Source organism: Solibacillus sp., assembly GCF_040273735.1.
Taxonomy (GTDB): domain Bacteria; phylum Bacillota; class Bacilli; order Bacillales_A; family Planococcaceae; genus Solibacillus.
The window spans coordinates 45309-66155 of record NZ_JBELZM010000006.1 but is presented as its reverse complement, the minus strand read 5'-3'; the positions used below and the strand labels follow the sequence as shown (position 1 = coordinate 66155).

Annotated in this window: 16 protein-coding genes; 15 read left to right on the top strand and 1 reads right to left on the bottom strand. The window is 41.2% G+C overall.

The window, feature by feature from the left end:
• Positions 1 to 86: 86 nt before the first annotated feature.
• The 13 genes from ABS917_RS07975 to ABS917_RS07915 all read left to right on the top strand — a co-directional run bounded on the left by ABS917_RS07975 (position 87) and on the right by ABS917_RS07915 (position 18249).
• Positions 87 to 1034 carry an ABC transporter substrate-binding protein gene (locus ABS917_RS07975; RefSeq protein WP_350478511.1) on the top strand — a complete coding sequence of 316 codons (948 nt, stop codon included), beginning with the start codon at positions 87 to 89 and terminating at the stop codon, positions 1032 to 1034.
• A complete protein-coding gene (locus ABS917_RS07970) occupies positions 1027 to 2025 on the top strand; it encodes a FecCD family ABC transporter permease (protein ID WP_350478510.1) in 999 nt (332 codons plus the stop codon). The genes ABS917_RS07975 and ABS917_RS07970 overlap by 8 nt, the downstream gene beginning before the upstream one ends.
• A complete protein-coding gene (locus tag ABS917_RS07965) occupies positions 2025 to 3491 on the top strand; it encodes an adenosylcobinamide amidohydrolase (protein WP_350478509.1) in 1467 nt (488 codons plus the stop codon). The genes ABS917_RS07970 and ABS917_RS07965 overlap by 1 nt, the downstream gene beginning before the upstream one ends.
• A gap of 106 nt (positions 3492 to 3597) precedes the next feature.
• Positions 3598 to 4158, top strand: a complete 561-nt coding sequence (locus tag ABS917_RS07960; RefSeq protein WP_350478508.1) for a cob(I)yrinic acid a,c-diamide adenosyltransferase — start codon at positions 3598 to 3600, stop codon at positions 4156 to 4158.
• A gap of 197 nt (positions 4159 to 4355) precedes the next feature.
• Positions 4356 to 6644 carry a (Fe-S)-binding protein gene (locus ABS917_RS07955; RefSeq protein ID WP_350478507.1) on the top strand — a complete coding sequence of 763 codons (2289 nt, stop codon included), beginning with the start codon at positions 4356 to 4358 and terminating at the stop codon, positions 6642 to 6644.
• A gap of 300 nt (positions 6645 to 6944) precedes the next feature.
• The gene (locus tag ABS917_RS07950) at positions 6945 to 8135 is read left to right on the top strand and encodes an acetyl-CoA C-acetyltransferase (RefSeq protein ID WP_350478506.1); all 1191 of its coding nucleotides are present in this window, start codon (positions 6945 to 6947) and stop codon (positions 8133 to 8135) included.
• A 13-nt stretch (positions 8136 to 8148) separates the two neighbouring features.
• Positions 8149 to 9003: a 3-hydroxybutyryl-CoA dehydrogenase gene (locus ABS917_RS07945; RefSeq protein WP_350478505.1), complete on the top strand. Its 855-nt coding sequence runs from the start codon at positions 8149 to 8151 to the stop codon at positions 9001 to 9003.
• Between the two features lie 9 nt (positions 9004 to 9012).
• Positions 9013 to 10149: an acyl-CoA dehydrogenase gene (locus ABS917_RS07940; RefSeq protein ID WP_350478504.1), complete on the top strand. Its 1137-nt coding sequence runs from the start codon at positions 9013 to 9015 to the stop codon at positions 10147 to 10149.
• Between the two features lie 40 nt (positions 10150 to 10189).
• Positions 10190 to 11326, top strand: coding sequence for an acyl-CoA dehydrogenase (locus ABS917_RS07935; RefSeq protein ID WP_350478503.1), 1137 nt, complete (start codon positions 10190 to 10192; stop codon positions 11324 to 11326).
• Positions 11327 to 11329: 3 nt separating this feature from the next.
• Positions 11330 to 11965 carry a TetR/AcrR family transcriptional regulator gene (locus ABS917_RS07930; RefSeq protein WP_350478502.1) on the top strand — a complete coding sequence of 212 codons (636 nt, stop codon included), beginning with the start codon at positions 11330 to 11332 and terminating at the stop codon, positions 11963 to 11965.
• Positions 11966 to 12057: 92 nt separating this feature from the next.
• Entirely contained in the window at positions 12058 to 15300 is a 3243-nt protein-coding gene (gene icmF / locus ABS917_RS07925) for a fused isobutyryl-CoA mutase/GTPase IcmF (protein WP_350478501.1), read from the top strand.
• A 515-nt stretch (positions 15301 to 15815) separates the two neighbouring features.
• Positions 15816 to 16409, top strand: a complete 594-nt coding sequence (rpoE, locus tag ABS917_RS07920) for a DNA-directed RNA polymerase subunit delta (RefSeq protein ID WP_350478500.1) — start codon at positions 15816 to 15818, stop codon at positions 16407 to 16409.
• Between the two features lie 235 nt (positions 16410 to 16644).
• Positions 16645 to 18249: a CTP synthase gene (locus ABS917_RS07915; RefSeq protein ID WP_350478499.1), complete on the top strand. Its 1605-nt coding sequence runs from the start codon at positions 16645 to 16647 to the stop codon at positions 18247 to 18249.
• Positions 18250 to 18354: 105 nt separating this feature from the next.
• Here ABS917_RS07915 and ABS917_RS07910 read toward each other — a convergent pair whose 3' ends face one another.
• Positions 18355 to 18927, bottom strand: coding sequence for a DUF2529 domain-containing protein (locus ABS917_RS07910; RefSeq protein ID WP_350478498.1), 573 nt, complete (start codon positions 18925 to 18927; stop codon positions 18355 to 18357).
• A 327-nt stretch (positions 18928 to 19254) separates the two neighbouring features.
• On the opposite strand from ABS917_RS07910, the gene ABS917_RS07905 reads away from it, so the two are divergent.
• Positions 19255 to 19626 carry a response regulator gene (locus tag ABS917_RS07905; RefSeq protein WP_350478497.1) on the top strand — a complete coding sequence of 124 codons (372 nt, stop codon included), beginning with the start codon at positions 19255 to 19257 and terminating at the stop codon, positions 19624 to 19626.
• A 187-nt stretch (positions 19627 to 19813) separates the two neighbouring features.
• Positions 19814 to 20668 (top strand): class II fructose-bisphosphate aldolase, encoded by an 855-nt coding sequence (locus ABS917_RS07900; protein ID WP_350478496.1) that lies wholly within the window; start codon positions 19814 to 19816, stop codon positions 20666 to 20668.
• Positions 20669 to 20847: the final 179 nt, after the last annotated feature.

Genomic DNA, 20847 nt, shown 5'->3' with positions numbered 1-20847 from the left:
GCATATGTAAAGCTTCCTTCATTTATGGTAGGGAGCTTTTTATTTTTGTAGAAAATTATACAACAAAATCTCAGGAGGTTTTTATTTTGAAAAAATGGCAACTGCTTTCTTCCGCAGCATTACTCACATTAACATTGACTGCATGTAATTCGGAAAAAGCAACAGATGAACAATCATCAAAGGGAAGCACAGAAGTAACTGAAGCAGCACAATTTCCGGTTACATTAAAAGATGCTTTGGACAAAGAAATTACACTTGAAAAAGCGCCGCAACGCATCATTACATTAACTCCATCGAATACGGAAATTTTATTCGGCTTAGGATTGAACGATGAAATTATCGCCGTTAACGACAATGATACATACCCTGAAGAAGCATTAACAAAAGAATCGGTTGGCGGCATGGAGTTCAATTTAGAACAAATAATCAGCCTGCAACCCGATTTAGTCTTAGCACATGAATCCGGAATGTACAGCTTCAATGAACAGGCAATTGCGCAGCTTGAAACAGTAGGAATTCCCGTATTTGTTGTAAAAGATGCCAAAACATTTGAAGAAACGTATGAAACGATTGAACAAATCGGGCAGCTGACAAATAAAGAACAAGAAGCCGAAAAAATGGTTGCCTCAATCAAAGAGGGGATAGAAGAAATTGAAGTGAAAGTAGCCGACCTTGAAGAGAAGTCCGTGTTCATCGTTGTGGGAACAGATCCGGATCTTTATGCAGCAGGAGAAGAGACATTCATCAGTGAAATGCTGGACGTGTTAAATGCAGAAAATGCTGTTCCTGAACTAGGGTGGCCGATGTACAGCTCTGAGCAATTTGTAAAAAGCAATCCGGACGTCATTTTAGTAACGTATGAAAACGATATGGCGGCAATTGAGGAAAATGATGCATATGCCGAAATGGATGCAGTGAAAAACGGCAATGTGAAATTGGTCGATGGCGATACTACAAGTCGACAAGGTCCGCGAATTGTTGAAGGTATTGAATCAATAGGTGCTGCAATTTATCCAGAGGTATTTAATGAATAAAAAATATTCAATCGCCTATGTACTATCGATTGGATTACTTTTAAGCAGTATATGGATCGGCATTTCATTCGGGTCTGTTAATTTTCCGTTTTCTACATTATGGGATAAAACAACTGATCCGGTTGCATACAGTATTTTGTGGAAAATACGTATGCCCCGCGTCATTTTAGCCGCATTAATCGGAGCATCTTTAGCGATAGCCGGAGCAGCGTTCCAAGGGTTACTTAAAAACCCTTTGGCGGATCCGTATACATTGGGAATTTCATCTGGAGCCTCGGTAGGTGCGGTTATGACCATCTTTTTAGGGATTTCAATACCGGTGCTCGGTGTCTTCACATTGCCGGTATTCAGTATGGCTGGAGCCGCATGTACGATGATTATCGTCCTGACATTTGCAAGGCTTGTTGACCGTTCGATGAAAATGGAAACGCTGATTTTGACGGGTATAATTTTCAGCTCGTTTTTAGGGTCCTGTATTTCCTTAATGGTTGCACTTACGGGTGAACAGCTAAGAGAAATTATCGGATGGCTTTTAGGAAGTGTGTCGATGAGAGGGTGGCCGTATGTTCAGATGGTGCTGCCGTTTATGGTGATCGGCACAGCACTTATTTGGCTAACTCGCCGTGAACTGAATGCTATGGTTTATGGGGAAGAGCGTGCCCAGTATTTAGGTGTAAATGTTAAGCGCAGCAAGTATATGATTTTGGCGGGCGGTTCCATTTTAACAGGAGCGGCTGTTGCTGCATCAGGGACAATTGGATTTGTCGGATTAGTAGTACCGCATATGATCCGTCTGCTGATCGGAGCAGACCATCGACATTTATTGACATTGTCGTTTTTGAATGGTGCAAGCCTGCTCGTCATTTGTGACTTAGTATCGCGTACAATTATAGCCCCTATCGAACTGCCGATTGGTGTTATTACTTCCTTTATTGGCGCGCCTGTCTTTGCCTATATTTTCTTCAAGCAACGTAGAAAGGTTGTTGCATAATGTTAAGAGTAAATAACTTATCAGGTGGTTATGGCGGGAAAAAGATTATAAAAAATATGACGTTTCACGTGGAAAAAGGAAGAATTCTCGGGATTCTTGGTCCGAACGGTAGCGGAAAATCGACATTACTGAAAATGATAAGTGGTGTGCTGAAGCCTGAAACAGGTGAAATTTTTATCGAAGAGAAACCGCTTAAAAGCTATGACAACAAGCAATTGGCGAAAAAGATGGCAGTTTTGCCTCAATTAAATGCAAGTGCATTTACTAACAGTGTATATGATGCGGTTTCGCTAGGGCGTTACCCGCATCAAAGCGGATTCTTTTCTTCTTGGGCCGAAGAAGATGAAAAGACAGTTCAGCAGGCAATGGAAAGCACAGGTGTTTCGCAATATAAAAATCAGTACTTGGAGTTTTTATCGGGAGGCGAGCAGCAACGGGTATTTATCGCCCAGGCACTTGCACAAAATTCGGAACTGCTTCTATTGGATGAACCGACAAACCATTTGGATATCGCCCACCAAAAGCAGATTCTGGATATGATTCGGATGCAAGTTGAGGTACAGGGGCTGACGGTTGTCTCGATTTTTCATGATATTAACTTGGCATCGCTTTATTGTGATGAACTGCTTCTGTTGGAAAATGGTGAAATACGGGCATTTGGGGAGCCGCATGAAGTCGTGCTGCAGGAGCAGATTGCCGATGTGTATCATGCCCGAATTGCGACATATCCTCACCCGGAGCTGCCAAAACCGCAAATTACGATGCTGCCAACGAATGAAATGGAAAGAAAAGCTGCGACAATCCAGATGGACCAGTTTCAAATTACAGAAGACTATATCGAATATCAGGCACAGGCACCGCTGAAAGTAATTTCTTCTGCTGTCCATAATGCCGGCATAGGCTGGTATGACACATTACTCAATCGTTCTATTTCTCCAGAATACGATATTTATAATGTGAAAGAGGAAACGGAGCAATTTTTAAAAGAGCGCAAGTTTTCTCCCACAAATACAGTCGTTATGCTGACAGCTGTGAAAACAAGCTGTGCAGTAATACGGCATTTCTCGAAAAATAATGTACAAATCCTTGTCATGGTAACAGCAGGGGTAGGAAACAGTGTCGATGTTACGAAAACATATTTGCGGGAAGATGAGCCACATGTCGGTACGATTAATACATGGGTAATCATTAATGGTAAGCTGACAGATGAAGCATTTATTCAGGCGATGATTACAGCAACAGAAGCAAAAACGAAAGCATTGGCAGATCAGCAAATAAAAGATTCAGTGACAAATACGACTGCAACAAGTACCGCAACCGACAGTCTATTGATCGCGGCTACCCAACAAGGGGAAGAAATGCCGTATGCCGGACCTATTACAGAAATCGGCAAACTGATCGGCCGGGCTGTTTTCGAAGTTACAATAGAAGCAATTAAAAAATATAAAAAGCATTATAATAAGTAAAATGTGCCGGAAGAATAAAACGATCGCTAAAAAAAGAGCGTCATCATACTTAAAGGGAATTTTCATAAAGCCTAGAAATAATATTAATACGAAAGGGTGAATATTGATGAAATTATATACAAAACAAGGCGATACAGGGAAGACGAGCATTATTGGAGGACGTGTTGATAAAGACCATCTGCGCGTTGAAGCATATGGCACAATTGATGAGCTGAATTCATTTATCGGTAAAGCTGTAAGCGAATTGGATCAGGATAAGTTCAAGGACTTGATTGAAGATTTAACTGCCATTCAACATGAATTGTTTGATGGCGGCGGGGACTTGGCGAATGTAATGAAAGAACGTCATTACAAACTTACGGAAGAACCGATTGCTGTTTTGGAAAAACGTATCGATGCACTTTCTGAAGAAGCACCCCCATTAAAACGTTTCATATTACCGGGTGGGGCGCCAGCAGCAGCTACACTGCATATCGCGCGCACTGTTGCCCGCCGCGCGGAACGGGAAACGGTTTCTTTAATGAAAGAAATTGAAGATGTTTCACCAGTTGTACAGAAATATTTGAACCGATTATCGGATTATTTATTTGCTGCAGCACGTGTCGTAAACTACCGATTATCAATCCAGGATGTCGAATATATCCGTAGTGGCGACGTATTCAAATAAACGAAAAATGCTAGTTTAGACGATAAATTTGTCTAACTAGCATTTTTTATATTTTGATTTAATTTTCAGAATTAATGACGAAATCTGTTGACTGAATGCTCATTCATAACTACAATGGGTTTATAGATTCATATAGTTTATCGGGGTGAATTGGATAAACAAAGGGGTAAAAACTTCGTATTCCAGGGGGGAAAACAATGAATACATTTTTAATTATTAACTGGATTGCATTCATCGCCGTGTTACTTTATGCGCTGGGGTTATTCGCATATTTATTAAAAACACGTTATGACTATATTCAACTTGGTCGTAAAGAAGAGTTCAATCATAAATTTTCTGAACGTATAGAAGATATCGTTGAGAAAGTATTTGGTCAATCAAAACTATTAAAAGATAAGAAGATGGGACTTGTACACGTTCTGTTTTTCTACGGATTTTTAATGGTTCAGTTTGGAGCTATTGATTTAATCTGGAAAGGGCTCGCACCGGGATCACATCTTCCGCTGGGTGGTCTGTACCCGGTATTTACATTTACACAGGAACTTGTTGTATTAACGATCTTAATCGCGGTAGCAGTTGCATTTTACCGTCGTTATATGGAAAAACTTGCACGTTTAAAGCAGGGTTTTAAAAATGGTTTAGTTTATATGTTTTTAGCGATTTTAATGTTTGCTACATTATTTGGCAATGGCTTTTACTTAATTTGGCATGATCACGGTTTAACAGGATCAGAACCAGTAGCGTCTGCAATTGCCTGGGTATTCCAATGGATGAATCCGGCGATTGCTGCTGTTATGTTCTTCGTTATGTGGTGGGCACACTTGTTGGCGTTATTAGCATTCCTTGTTTATATCCCGCAAGGTAAGCACTTCCACTTAATTACATCGATTTTCAACGTTTATTACAACCGTCAAGACCGTATTGGCACATTGCGTCCAATCGATTTTGCCGCATTGGAAGAAGCGGAAGATGAGGAAAGTATGCCGCCGCTTGGAGTCGGGAAAATTCACGATTTCACGCAAAAGCAAATGCTTGATCTGTATGCATGTGTAGAATGTGGACGTTGTACGAATATGTGTCCGGCAACAGGGACAGGAAAAATGCTGTCACCGATGGACCTGATCGTAAAACTGCGTGACCATCTAACATTTACTGGTGCAGTCGAGTTAAAGAAAAAGCCTTGGGTACCCTTCTCGTTCTTCAATAATACACAAGGTAACCAATTGGCAATGGCTGCTGGTGCTGAAGGTGCAGTAATCGAAGATATTTACAGCCCGTCATTAATCGGCGATGTCATTACAGAAGAAGAAATATGGGCTTGTACAACATGCCGTAACTGTGAAGATCAATGTCCGGTAATGAATGAGCATGTTGATAAAATTATCGATTTACGTCGTTATTTAACGATGACAGAAGGTAAAGTGAATCCGGATGCTCAACGCGCAATGACGAACATTGAGCGACAAGGGAATCCATGGGGCTTAAACCGTAAAGAAAAAGAAAACTGGAGAGAGCTTGACGAAACTGTTCACGTTCCAACAGTAAAAGAATTGAAAAAATCAGGCGAAGAAATGGAATATTTATTCTGGGTCGGTTCAATGGGTTCATTTGATAACCGCTCACAAAAAATTGCATTGGCATTCGCTAAACTAATGAATAAAGCAGGCGTGAAATTTGCTATTTTAGGCAACAAAGAGAAGAACTCGGGGGATACACCGCGTCGTTTAGGTAACGAATTCCTGTTCCAGGAGCTGGCAACAGCCAACATTGATGAATTTGAGAAAAATGGTGTGACGAAAATTGTAACGATTGACCCGCACGCATACAATATTTTCAAAAATGAGTATCAGGATTTCGGCTGGAACGGTGAGGTACTTCACCATACAGAATTATTGTACGATCTGATTCAGGAAGGCCGTTTAACAATGGACCACCGTGTTGATGAAACAATTGTTTTCCATGATTCATGTTACTTAGGACGCTATAATGATGTATTCGATCCGCCACGCGAAATTTTAAAAGGTATTGCAGGCGTGAAGCTAGTTGAAATGGCGCGTAATCGTGAAGATGGTATGTGCTGTGGTGCCGGCGGTGGTTTAATGTGGATGGAAGAGCATGTCGGAAACCGTATTAACGTTGCCCGTACAGAGCAGGCAATCGCAACACAGGCATCTGTAATTTCCTCAGGCTGTCCTTACTGTTTAACAATGCTTTCTGATGGAACGAAAGCAAAAGAAGTGGAAGATACAGTCGGTACTTACGATATTGCGGAAATTTTAGAGCGTGCGGTATTCGGAACACCGGAAAAAGCACAAGTTCAACAAGAGCAAGAAGAAGCAGTGGAAGAAACTGTTGTAGCACCTGTAGAACCGATTGAAGCTGAGAAACAGGCAACACCTGATGAATCTTCAACGTTTCCGGAAGAGCAGCAAGTAGCAACAGAAGCAGACCCGGCAGAAAATAAAAATAACGAACAAAACAAATAATATGTGAATTATCGAGAATAAAATTTATAGTCAGTATATTTAAATAATTTGTTGCGAATTCAAAAGGGATTTAATACAATGAGATTAAGCGAAGAAATGAGAGTAGTAAATACTCTCATTTTTTTCTAAACAATGATTGAGCGAGCGTTCAGTCGAATTACTGATTACTGACTGCAAGCGGCGTTTCTATTAGTAAGTGATGGGGATCGTTACTAATAGATTAATAGTCTGCAACCAGAACTTCACAATACGGATGGCGATGTACAAATTCGGAGTAATTCAAACAAAGGGGTGTATGGATTGTCGAGAACAGTCATTTTAGACGGCGCACGAACACCATTCGGTAAATTTGGTGGCGCATTAAGTTCATTAACAGCAAGTGATTTAGGCGGAATTGCAATTAAAGAAGCATTGGCGAAGGCGAATGTAGAAGCAGATGCAGTAAACGAAGTCATTATTGGAACCGTATTGCAGGCAGGGCAGGGGCAAATCCCTTCACGACAAGCTGCAACAAAAGCGGGAATTCCGTGGAATGTGAAAACAGAAACAATCAATAAAGTATGTGCATCAGGAATGCGCAGTGTAACACTTGCTGATCAGCTCATTCGATTAGGGGACGAAGAGGTAATCGTGGCTGGTGGAATGGAATCGATGACAAACGCACCGTACTATATGCCAAAAGGGAGATTTGGTTTGCGTATGGGAGATGCGAGTTTAGTAGACGGCATGATCTATGACGGTTTGTCTTGTGCATTCCATCCAAAACAAGTGCATATGGGTATTTACGGCAATGACACAGCAAGCAAGTTTGAGGTTTCCCGTGAACAGCAGGATGCATGGGCAGTTCGCAGTCATGAAAAAGCACTTGCAGCAATTGACTCAGGTAAATTTGCAGAGGAAATCGTAGCAGTGGAAATTCCACAGAGAAAAGGCGACCCCCTTCGTATCGAGACGGACGAAGCACCACGAGCTGGAACAACTTTGGAAACGCTAACAAAATTAAAATCGGCGTTCAGCAGTGATGGCACAATTACAGCCGGAAATGCACCAGGTGTGAATGACGGAGCTTGTGCACTTGTACTGATGAGTGAAGAAAAAGCACAGCAGGAAAACCGTCAGCCGCTCGCAACAATTCTTGCACATGCGGAAGTTGGGGTAGCACCGCAAGATTTCCCTCAAACACCGGGACTTGTAATAAATGAGTTGCTTAAAAAGTCAGGTAAAACATTGGCAGACATTGATTTAATTGAAATTAATGAAGCATTCGCAGCGGTTGCTCTAGTAAGCAATCAAATCAGCGGACTGGATGAGAGCAAAGTAAATGTTAACGGGGGTGCCGTAGCTTTAGGTCATCCGATCGGAGCAAGTGGTGCCCGAATTATTTTAACGCTCGCTTATGAACTGAAACGTCGTGGAGGCGGTTTAGGAATTGCTGCTATCTGTTCAGGCGGCGGTCAAGGGGACGCGGTATTAATCGAAGTTACAAACTAAGGGGATGAAATAAATGGCGATTCAAAAAGTAATGGTCATCGGAGCAGGGCAAATGGGCTCCGGGATCGCGCAAGTTTGTGCACAGGCAGGTTACGATGTCATTTTAAATGATATGAAGGATGAGTTTTTCGAACGCGGTTTAAATACAATCACGAAAAACTTGGCACGTGATGTTGAAAAGGGCCGTAAAACAGAAGAAGAAAAATCGGCTGTATTAGCTCGTATCACTAAATCATTGACGATTGAAGACGCGAAAAACGCGGACATTATCATTGAAGCGGCAGTCGAAAACATGGACATAAAACAATCGATTTTCAAACAGCTTGATGAAATTGCGCCTAAGCAAGCGATTTTAGCGACGAATACATCGAGTTTACCGATTACTGAAATTGCGGCAGTGACAAAACGTCCGGAACAAGTAATTGGCATGCACTTTATGAATCCGGTTCCGGTCATGAAACTTGTGGAAATTATTCGTGGTTTGGCAACAGCCGATGAAGTGTACGAAATGGTTGCTGACATGACAAAGCAGCTGGGTAAAACAGGTGTGGAAGTGAATGACTTCCCGGGCTTTATTTCAAATCGTATTTTACTTCCGATGATTAATGAAGCGATTTATGCATTGTATGAAGGGGTAGCGACGAAAGAAGCGATTGACGATGTAATGAAAATGGGGATGAATCATCCGATGGGTCCATTAACATTGGCTGATTTTATCGGATTGGATACATGCTTGTCGATTATGGAAATTTTACACGAAGGACTTGGTGACAGTAAGTATCGCCCATGTCCGTTATTACGCAAATATGTGGCAGCCGGCTGGTTAGGCAAAAAGAGCGGTCGAGGATTCTACATATACGAAAGCTGAGGGACTTCTATGAATTTACAATTTACTGATGAGCAGTTGATGATGCGTAACATGGTCCGTGATTTTGCCAAAACCGAAATTGAGCCATTTATCGAGCAGATGGAAGCGGGCGAGTTCCCGAGGCATTTGCTAACGAAAATGGGAGAGCTTGGGCTGATGGGAATTACAGCACCTGCTGAGTATGGCGGGGCGGAAATGGATTTTACTTCTTACATTATAGCCATCCATGAGCTGTCGAAAGTAAGTGCGGTAATGGGCGTAATTTTGTCAGTCCATACTTCTGTCGGCACAAACCCGATTTTATATTTCGGCAATGAAGACCAAAAGAAAAAATATGTACCGAAGCTAGCAAGTGGAGAATCGATCGGAGCATTTTGTTTAACGGAGCCTAGTGCAGGTAGTGATGCTGGTTCACTGAAAACAAAGGCAGTAAAAGACGGTGACCATTACGTATTGGACGGCGCAAAAGTGTTCATTACAAATGGCGGGGAAGCCGATGTGTATATCGTTTTTGCTTCTACAAATCCGGAAGCCGGCTCACGTGGGATTTCAGCATTTATTGTAGAAAAAAATACACCAGGTTTAATAATCGGAAAAGATGAACGGAAAATGGGGCTTCACGGCTCACGTACGGTTCAGCTTACATTTGAAAACATGCGAGTACCTGCCGAGAACCTGCTCGGGCAAGAAGGGGACGGCTTTAAAATTGCTTTGGCCAACTTGGATGTAGGTAGAATTGGTATTGCAGCACAAAGTTTAGGAATTGCCGAAGCTGCATTGGAAGCGGCAACTGCCTATGCAAAAGAGCGCATCCAGTTTGGAAAACCAATCGCCCAGCAGCAGGGGGTAGGCTTTAAGCTTGCCGATATGGCAACAGCGGTGGAAGCGGCAAAACTGCTCGTTTACCGGGCTGCAAACATGCGCAGTGAAGGGCTGCCATGCGGAAAAGAGGCGTCAATGGCAAAACTGTTCGCATCTCAAACAGCAATGGACACAGCGATCGAAGCCGTACAAATTTTCGGCGGCTACGGGTATACCGAAGACTATCCGGTAGAACGCTATTTCCGAGACGCAAAAGTTACACAAATCTACGAAGGTACAAGCGAAATCCAACGTATCGTCATTAGTAAGCATGTGATCGGGTGACGTAAACCTTCTACTATATTTAAAAAGGGGACATGGGGAAATGAACTTTCAATTATCAGAAGAACACCAACAATTACGCGAAATGATTCGCGATTTTGCAATCAATGAAGTAGCACCAACAGCAGAGCACCGCGATGAACACGAAGAATTTGACCGCGGGATTTTCGATAAAATGGCTGAGCTTGGATTAACAGGTATTCCATGGCCGGAAGAATACGGCGGGGCAGGCTTTGACTACTTGGCTTACTGTATCGCAGTTGAAGAATTATCGCGTGTATGTGCTTCTACAGGGGTAACATTGTCAGCACATACATCACTTGCAGGCTGGCCGATTTTCAAATTCGGCAACGAAGAGCAAAAGCAAAAATATCTACGTCCAATGGCAGAAGGTAAGAAAATCGGTGCTTACGGCTTAACAGAGCCAGCTTCGGGATCAGATGCAGGCGGAATGAAAACATATGCCGTAAAAGACGGAGACGACTATATTTTAAACGGTTCGAAAATCTTCATCACAAACGGTGGGGTTGCAGATATTTATGTAGTATTTGCTGTAACTGATCCGGAAGCGAAAAATGGCACGACGGCCTTTATCGTTGAGGCGGACTTCCCAGGTTTCTCTGTAGGGAAAAAAGAGAAGAAACTAGGAATTCGTTCATCTCCAACGACAGAAATCATCTTTGACAACTGCCGTGTACCGAAAGAAAATGTACTGGGCGAAGAAGGTCAAGGTTTCATTATTGCAATGAAAACACTTGATGGCGGACGTAACGGAATTGCGGCTCAAGCGGTAGGTATCGCACAAGGGGCATTGGATGCAGCGGTTGATTATGCAAAAGAGCGTGTTCAATTCGGCAAGCCGATTACAGCAAACCAAGGTATATCATTCAAGTTAGCAGATATGGCAACAGAAATTGAAGCTTCACGTTTATTGACGTACCAGGCAGCATGGTTGGAATCAAACGATTTACCATACGGAAAAGCATCGGCAATGGCAAAACTGCTTGCAGGTGATACAGCGATGAAAGTAACGACAGAAGCCGTACAAGTATTCGGCGGCTATGGCTATACGAAGGATTATCCGGTAGAACGTTATATGCGCGATGCGAAAATTACGCAAATTTATGAAGGTACACAAGAAATCCAACGCCTTGTAATTTCGCGTATGATTACGAAATAGCCTATGGCGAAAAATGATAAGCTGCATGTCCAATCGTCAATAAAAGATGAAAATAAAATTATCGCACGCCGTCAGCAAATTATCGATGCCGGTGTAAAGCTTTTCAAGGAAAAAGGATTCCATCGTGCCACTACAAGGGAACTTGCAAAAGCGGCCGGTTTTTCTATCGGGACTTTATATGAATATATTCGTACGAAAGAAGATGTTTTATTTTTAGTATGTGACAATATTTTCAATGAAGTTACGAAATGCTTAACCGATTTCCCTTCCGATACGGGTACAATCGAAGGTTTGAAACAGGCAATCCGTCAATATTATTTACTTATTGATCAAATGCCTGAGGAGTTTACGATTATGTATCAGGAAACGAAGTCATTGCAGAAAGCAGCGATGCATTACATTCTCGATAAAGAGCTTGAAATGGTCGCAATTTTTGAACGCATATTAAAGGACTGTGTTGAAGCCGGCAATTTATCGCTGTCTGAAGATGCAATCTATTTAGCGGCAAATCACATCGTCGTACAAGGGCAAAGTTGGGCATTCCGTAAGTGGGCACTGCAAAAAAGATATACGATCGATCAATATATAGAATTGCAAACAACAATGTTTTTACAAGGCATTATGCAGTTTGAAAATTAGGAAAGGAGAATCGCCATGTAGAGCAACTAGTTAAACAGTCTGCTTCGCATGGTGATTTTTCATTATTTCAGCATAACAAAGGGGTTATTAACATGGGGAAAACTGAAGTATACAAACCAAAAAATCATATTCGCTTTGTCACAGCATCAAGTCTTTTTGACGGGCATGATGCTTCAATTAATATTATGCGTCGGATTTTACAGTCAAGCGGAGCAGAAGTCATCCACTTAGGCCACAACCGTTCCGTTGAGGAAGTGGTGAATGCTGCAATCCAGGAAGATGCGCAAGGGGTGGCACTATCTTCATATCAAGGCGGTCATATCGAATATTTCAAATACATGTACGATCTGCTTCGCGAAAAAGGAGCACCGCATATTAAAATTTACGGTGGCGGCGGTGGTGTAATACTGCCGCGCGAAATTAAGGAACTGCATGATTACGGAATTGCCGGTATTTTTTCACCGGAAGATGGACGCCAATTAGGTTTACAAGGGATGATTAACAAAAAGCTTGAAGGGGCGGATTTCTCTACACTAAAAGGAAATTACAAAGAACTTTTAGAAAAGCTTACGACGGATACACCGGAAATTTTGGCGAATTTAATTACTGCTGCCGAAAATGGCGGGGATGCAGAAGTTGAAGAAATGTTGAAACTTGCACGTACTAAAAGTTTAAACACACCGGTAATTGGGATTACAGGTACAGGCGGTGCAGGAAAATCTTCGTTGACAGACGAACTTATCCGCCGATTCCTGCAAGAATTCCCTGATAAGAAACTTGCAATTATCTCGGTCGACCCGACAAAACAAAAAACAGGCGGCGCTTTATTAGGTGACCGTATTCGCATGAATGCCATATTTAACAACCGCGTTTATATGCGCAGTTTAGCAACACGCGGCTCCCATACAGAATTATCAAGTTCAATCGGAGATGTACTCGATGTTGTGCGTACGGCAGGATTTGACTTGATCCTTGTTGAAACAAGCGGGATTGGGCAAGGCGATGCTGAAATTACAAAACATACTGATCTGTCAATGTACGTAATGACAAGCGAATTCGGTGCCCCGACACAGCTTGAAAAAATCGATATGATCGATTTTGCTGATTTGATTGCGATCAACAAGTTTGAACGAAAGGGCTCTGAAGATGCATTGCGTCAAGTTCAGAAACAGTATCAGCGTTCACGTGAGCTATGGGAAGAACCGCTTGATCATATGCCTGTATTCGGGACGATTGCTTCACAGTTCAACGATTTAGGGACGAACTCATTGTTTGCTGCACTTGTAACGAAAATTAATGAGAAGTTCGGCTTGGATTGGGAAACTTCGTATGAGCAATTTGTCAAAACACAAAAGCAAAACATTGTTATTCCGAATGACCGTCGCTATTATTTACGCGAAATTTCGGAAACAATCAGAAACTATCATAAGCATGCAGAACAGCAGGCAGCGCTTGCGACAAAATGGTATCAGCTTGAAGGAACAAAAGCACTGCTTGCGGATAGTGAAACAGCATTAACCGCATCGATTGACTCTTTATTAGAAGGCGTTCAAAATGAATTAACTGCAGAGTCGAAGCGTATACTTAAAAATTGGAATGCATTAAAAGAAGCATATGCAGGCGACGAACTCATTACGAAAGTACGTGATAAGGAGATTAAAACAATTTTACGTACCGAGTCTCTTTCAGGCTTGAAGATTCCGAAAGTCGCGCTGCCGAACTTTAAAGATTACGGCGAAATTTTACGCTGGGTGTATAAAGAAAATGTACCAGGTGAATTCCCATATACAGCAGGTGTTTTCCCGTTCAAACGTGAAGGAGAAGATCCGAAGCGTCAATTTGCTGGTGAAGGAACTCCTGAACGTACAAATAAACGTTTCCACTACTTATCAAAAGATGATGATGCGAAGCGTTTATCGACGGCATTTGATTCAGTAACGTTATACGGGGAAGATCCGCATACACGCCCTGATATTTACGGAAAAGTCGGGGAGTCTGGTGTAAGCGTCTGTACTTTGGATGATATGAAAAAACTTTATGCGGGCTTTGATCTATGTGCACCTTCAACATCAGTGTCGATGACGATTAATGGACCTGCGCCGATTATTCTGGCAATGTTTATGAATACAGCAATCGATCAGCAAGTACAAAAGCGTGAACAGGAGCTGGGCCGTACTTTAACGGTGGAAGAATTTACAGAAACGCGTGAGCAAACATTGCAAGTGGTGCGCGGTACCGTACAGGCAGATATTTTAAAAGAAGATCAAGGGCAGAATACATGTATCTTCTCAACTGAATTTGCGCTGCGTATGATGGGCGATATCCAGCAATATTTCATCGATCATAAAGTACGAAACTATTACTCGGTATCAATTTCGGGCTACCATATTGCCGAAGCCGGGGCGAATCCGATTTCACAGCTTGCATTTACATTGGCAAACGGCTTTACGTATGTAGAGTATTATTTAAGCCGTGGTATGAATATCGATGATTTTGCACCGAATTTAAGTTTCTTCTTCTCGAACGGTCTGGACCCTGAATATACAGTCATTGGTCGAGTGGCACGCCGCATCTGGGCCGTTGTCATGCGTGAAAAATACGGCGCAAATGACCGCTCGCAAAAGCTGAAATACCATATTCAAACATCGGGACGCAGTCTGCATGCACAGGAAATTGACTTCAATGATATACGTACAACGCTGCAGGCATTAATGGCATTACAGGACAACTGTAACTCACTCCATACGAATGCGTACGATGAGGCAATAACAACGCCTACAGAAGAATCGGTACGCCGCGCGATGGCGATTCAAATGATTATTACAAAAGAGCACGGCTTATCGAAAAATGAAAACCCGTTACAAGGGGCATTCATTATTGATGAGCTTACACAACTTGTGGAAGAGAAGGTGCTGGAAGAGTTTGACCGAATGAATGATCGCGGCGGGGTACTTGGTGCGATGGAAACACAGTATCAGCGCGGAAAAATCCAGGAAGAATCGATGCACTATGAGCATTTAAAACATTCAGGACAACTGCCGATTATTGGCGTGAACACGTATTTAAATCCGAATCCGCCATCAGAAGAAGCAATCGATAACATGGAGATTGCACGTGCTTCTAAAGAAGAAAAAGATTTGCAAATTGCAAACTTGGCAAGCTTTAAAGATTCGAATGCGGTCAATAGCCAAAAAGCGCTTGAACAATTAAAAGAAGTCGCTAAAACAGGCGGCAATATTTTTGAGGAACTTATGGAAACAGTTAAAGTAGCGAGCCTCGGCCAAATTACTCAGGCGCTATATGAAGTGGGCGGCCAATACCGCCGGAATATGTAAGGTAAGACAGAATTATTGTTTGTAGCATTGCGGAAAACAACTTAATAACTAGCCTTATTTACTTAGTTATTAGAAAAAAATGCAAAAAAATGAACTTAGAATACCACGAGTGCGGGAATTTTCGTTATACTAGTAAATACATGGACGATCTGATGAAGGAAGGTGCGCAATAGTGCAACAGTATGTACATTATATTTTAATTTTAGCATGCCTAATCGCAACCTTCTTTTTATATAACCGACAACTAGCAGCAATCCCTTTGCTGCTTTTATCCTTCATTTTATTTTATGTTGCCTATAAAAAAGTAACAAATTTAAAAAACAAGAAATGAAACTAGCATAGTGATAGCATGTTTGTATATAATGGGTATTATGCTTATATCCATCCAGTTGTTGTACAAGCAACGGAAGAATTGGTATAAGATCTTCGGCAGATGTTAAGGATTTGGAAGACGAATCCAAACGCAATTACGCCGAGTCGTAATTGATAAATAGACATGTATGAATGGAAAGGACGTGCACGATTTGAACTTTCGTGGTATGACAGATGAACAATTAGCAGAAGAGTCATTAATCGACTTAGCATACGCACTACTAGAAGACAAAAAACAAGCAATGCCGTTAAATGAATTATTAAAAGGAATTCAAGCATTAAATGGTATTTCGGATGAAGAATTAAAATCCCGTTTAGTGCAATTTTATACAGACTTAAATGTAGAAGGCCGTTTCTTATTAAACCATGAAAATGGCTGGGGTTTACGTGAGTGGTATAAAGTAGAAACAATCGAAGAAGAAACAGCGCCAACAATTAAGACACGTAAGAAGAAAGCAAAAGCTGTTGACGACGAAGATGAAGATGAAATCATCGACCTTGAAGAAGAGGATGTATTATTCGAGGAAGATTACGATGAATTCGTTGATGACGAGGAAGAAGAGGAAGAAGTGGATGAAGACATCGACTTCGTTGAAGAAGACATTGAAGAAATCGATCCTGACATCGATGAAGAACTAATCGATGAAGATGATACATTTATTATCGAGGATGATGATGAAGAAGAAATAGATGAAGAGTTAGATGAGGAACTAGAAGAAGACGAAGATTTAAAATAAGATTTTCACTTTGGAAATTGAAAGTTCTTGACTTCTATTTCAGTTCCGTATAATCTTTTACTTGGGCTCCTTTAAAAAGGAGATTGACCGTATAAGTTATACGCTCCCCCTGCAAAATAGTGCAGGAGGAGCGTTTTTTATTTTTTCATGCGTTTTTAGTTAGAAAAACATTCCCTTGCATTTAGGAAGCAATAGAGTGTTTTTCTAATTTGTTTTAAAAGAAGGAGGAATTTGTATGACAAAGTATATTTTCGTAACAGGTGGGGTAGTTTCATCACTTGGTAAAGGGATAGTAGCAGCATCTTTAGGTCGTTTATTAAAAAATCGTGGATTGGAAGTAACAATTCAAAAATTCGATCCATATTTAAATATTGATCCAGGTACAATGAGCCCGTACCAGCACGGTGAAGTTTTCGTTACTGATGATGGTGCAGAAGCAGACTTGGATTTAGGTCACTATGAGCGTTTCATCGATATTAATCTTGGTAAACACTCAACTGTTACTTCAGGTAAAGTATATCAATCGGTACTAAATAAAGAGCGCCGCGGTGATTACAATGGTGGTACTGTTCAAGTAATTCCTCACGTAACAAATGAAATTAAAGATCGCGTACAACGTGCTGGACGTGAGACTTCTGCCGATGTTGTTATTACGGAAATCGGTGGTACAGTAGGTGACTTTGAATCACTTTCATTCCTTGAAGCGATTCGTCAAATGCGCCGTGATTTAGGTCATGAAAATGTAATGTACATCCACTGTACGTTAATGCCTTATATCGCAGCAGCGGGTGAAATGAAAACTAAACCGACACAACACTCTGTAAAAGAGTTACGTTCATTAGGTATACAGCCGAATATTATCGTTTTACGTACAGAGCAACCAGTGCCACAAGAAATGAAAGAAAAAATTGCGTTATTCTGTGACGTAAGACCTTCTGATATTATCGAATCACGTGATGCAGAACATTTATATGAAGTGCCATTAAACCTTCATGCACAAGGCTTTGACCAAATCGTTCTTGATCATTTCGGCGTTACAGCGCCAAAAGCGGATATGACAGATTGGAAAGAACTTGTACATTTAGTGAAAAACCTGGAGCACAAAACACGTATCGCTTTAGTAGGGAAATATGTAGAATTGCAAGATGCTTATATTTCAGTTGTAGAAGCATTAAAACATGCAGGTTATGTATACAATTCAGATATCGAAATTGACTGGATCAATGCGGAGCATATTACAGCGGAAAATGTTGATGAATTGCTGGGACAAGCAGACGGTATTTTAGTGCCAGGTGGTTTCGGCGACCGTGGTGTTGAAGGAAAAATTGAATCGATTCGTTATGCACGTGAAAACGATGTACCGTTCTTCGGTATTTGCCTGGGAATGCAAATGGCAACTGTAGAATTTGCACGTAATGTTATGGGCTTAGAAGGTGCGCATTCAACAGAACTGGACAAAAACACGAAGTACCCTATTATCGATTTCTTACCGGATCAAACAGAGGATACTGATATCGGCGGAACATTACGTCTTGGTCTATATCCATGTAAATTAAAAGAAGGATCTCGTGCACGTGCGGCTTACAATGGTGAAGAGCTAGTGTATGAACGTCACCGTCACCGTTACGAGTTCAACAATGAATTCCGTGAAGCAATGGAAGCGGAAGGTATGGTATTCTCAGGATTATCTCCTAACAATAAATTAGTAGAAATTGTTGAGTTACCGGAGAAGAAATTCTTTGTGGCTGGCCAGTTCCACCCAGAGTTAATTTCACGTCCACAACGCCCGCAACCACTATTCCGTGAGTTTGTTGGCGCTGCGTTTAACAATAAAAAGTAATGAATTTAGCATGTCCTGTTTTAAGGGACGTGCTTTTTTTAAGAATTAATTGATTACATAAAAAGACGACTCTTATGCCAATAGGTCAGAAGAGTCGTCGATAAATTATGCGAATGGTGACGGATGGCTGTCCATTAACTCGTCATCTTCATCATCATCGTCCACGAGCATTTCATCGAATTCCATCTTAATCGCTTCATAAATATATAAAGCTGCAATAAGATGCGGAAATACGATGCGTTCGCCGAGCTTTGTAGGATGCGGTAAAATGCCGCCCCGCACTTTCAATGAAATATACGTATAAGCAAGATCGCTTAACGGATTGTCATCGCCGGCCACTTCACTTGCGACAGCTGCAAATGGGATGAACTCTGCATGCAGTTGGTGAGCAAGCTTTAATGCTTGTTCATCTGTAGCATGTCGAGTAAAAATAATTATACGGTCAGCAGGCAAAAGTTCAACATTTTCTGTATAACGTGCAAACTTAGCAAATTTACCTTCGCCAAGCTCTGCATTAAATACAACAGCTTCCATTTCACCAAATGCCGCAAAGTAAATTGTTCCTTGTCCGATTGCCGCCTGTGCCAATAATCGTGCAGTTTCTTCAATAGATTCTTCTTCAGTTTGCTGAATGCGCTGTAGAAGGCCTGTTAATTGCGTAGTTAAAATTTTAGACATATTTACACCTCAAAGTTATTATAAAATTGTGCACATAAAAAAGCAAAAGCACAAACTCTCTCTATAAAAGAGGGGAAATCAATTTAGTAATAGAATGTAACTATATAAAATGCAACTTCAATCAGCAGGGAATTTCTCCCCTGCTGATTTGAAGGAACACGAGCTTAAACCGTCACGTCCTGTGACAAAGCTTGTGTGACCAACATCGTGTTGGCCCGGATCAATCGGGCTTTATGGGGAGTGTTGCCTCTGCAGCTACGCTTTCGAGGCAGACAAATTACTACCCGTTAATGCGAGATAAAATTATTATTATAATGGGGGATCACATTGAAGGGGATACTAATAGTAGATGATCAGCAGGGGATAAGGATGCTTCTAAATGAAGTATTTAAAAAAGAAGGATTCACAACTCATTTAGCGGCAAACGGATTTGATGCAATAAAAATTGCACAGGAAAATACTCTCGATTGCGTTTTGCTGGATATGAAAATACCCGGAATGGACGGACTGGAGATTCTAGCCCGTTTGAAAGAAGATCACCCGGAGCTGCCTGTAATGATGATGACTGCTTATGTGGAACAGCATATGATGGACAGAGCGAACGAGTTAGGCGTGATGAAATACTTTACCAAACCTTTTAATATTTTTGAAGTACGTGATGAAGTTAATAAATTAGTAGAAAAGACTGAAAAAATATAAAATGAAACAGGCGAGCAGGCAGTAGCGCATACTGTCTGTTTTTGTTATGATTAATCTAAATGTTTTTGTCCATTCATGTGATTTTGCATAGAATAGACGATGAAAAAAATACTTAAAAAAACATTTTGCGCAAACTATGTTTTTATAGCAGCAAACTATTTATGTATCTTCGAGGAGGATTTTAATAATGGCATTAGTTTCAATGAAAGAAATGTTAATTAAAGCAAAAGCGGAAGGTTATGCAGTAGGTCAATTCAATATTAACAACCTAGAATGGACACAAGCCATTTTACAAGCAGCAGAAGAAGAAAAATCACCGGTAATTCTAGGTGTTTCTGAAGGTGCCGGAAAATATATGGGCGGTTTCATTGCTGTAGTAAAAATGGTTGAAGGCTTAATGGAAAGCTACAAAACCACTGTTCCAGTTGCAATTCATTTAGATCATGGTTCAAGCTTCGATAAATGTAAAGAAGCGATCGATGCTGGTTTCTCTTCTGTTATGATTGACGCTTCACACCATCCATTCGAAGAAAATATTGAAACGACTAAACAAGTTGTCGACTATGCACATGCAAAAGGTGTATCTGTTGAAGCGGAACTTGGTACTGTAGGCGGCGAGGAAGACGGTGTCATTGGTGGCATTATGTACGCAAACCCGCAGGAATGTAAAGCACTAGTTGAAGCTACAGGTATCGACTGTTTAGCTCCAGCATTAGGTTCTGTTCACGGTCCTTACAAAGGCGAACCAAACTTAGGATTTACTGAAATGGAAGAAATCTCAACGTTAACAGATGTTCCGTTAGTATTACATGGTGGAACAGGTATTCCAACAAAAGATATTCAACGTTCAATTTCTTTAGGTACAGCAAAAATTAATGTCAACACTGAAAACCAAATCTCGGCAACGAAAGTGATCCGTGAATTTTTAGAAAATGATAAGAAAACATATGATCCACGTAAATATTTAGGTCCAGCTCGTGAAGCGATTAAAGCGACAGTAATCGGTAAAATGCGCGAATTCGGCAGCTCTGGAAAAGCTTAATTGATAGAGTGAAACTTCATTCACTAGAGCTTGCCTCTGCCGCTACGCTTTCAAGGCAGATAAATTATTACCAATTAATTGCGGAATAATGAATCCACAAAAGAAAAGTGCACAAAATAAGCGTACTTTTCTTTGTGAACACGTGTTTTTCAACATAAGACATCTCGTTCACAAATTGA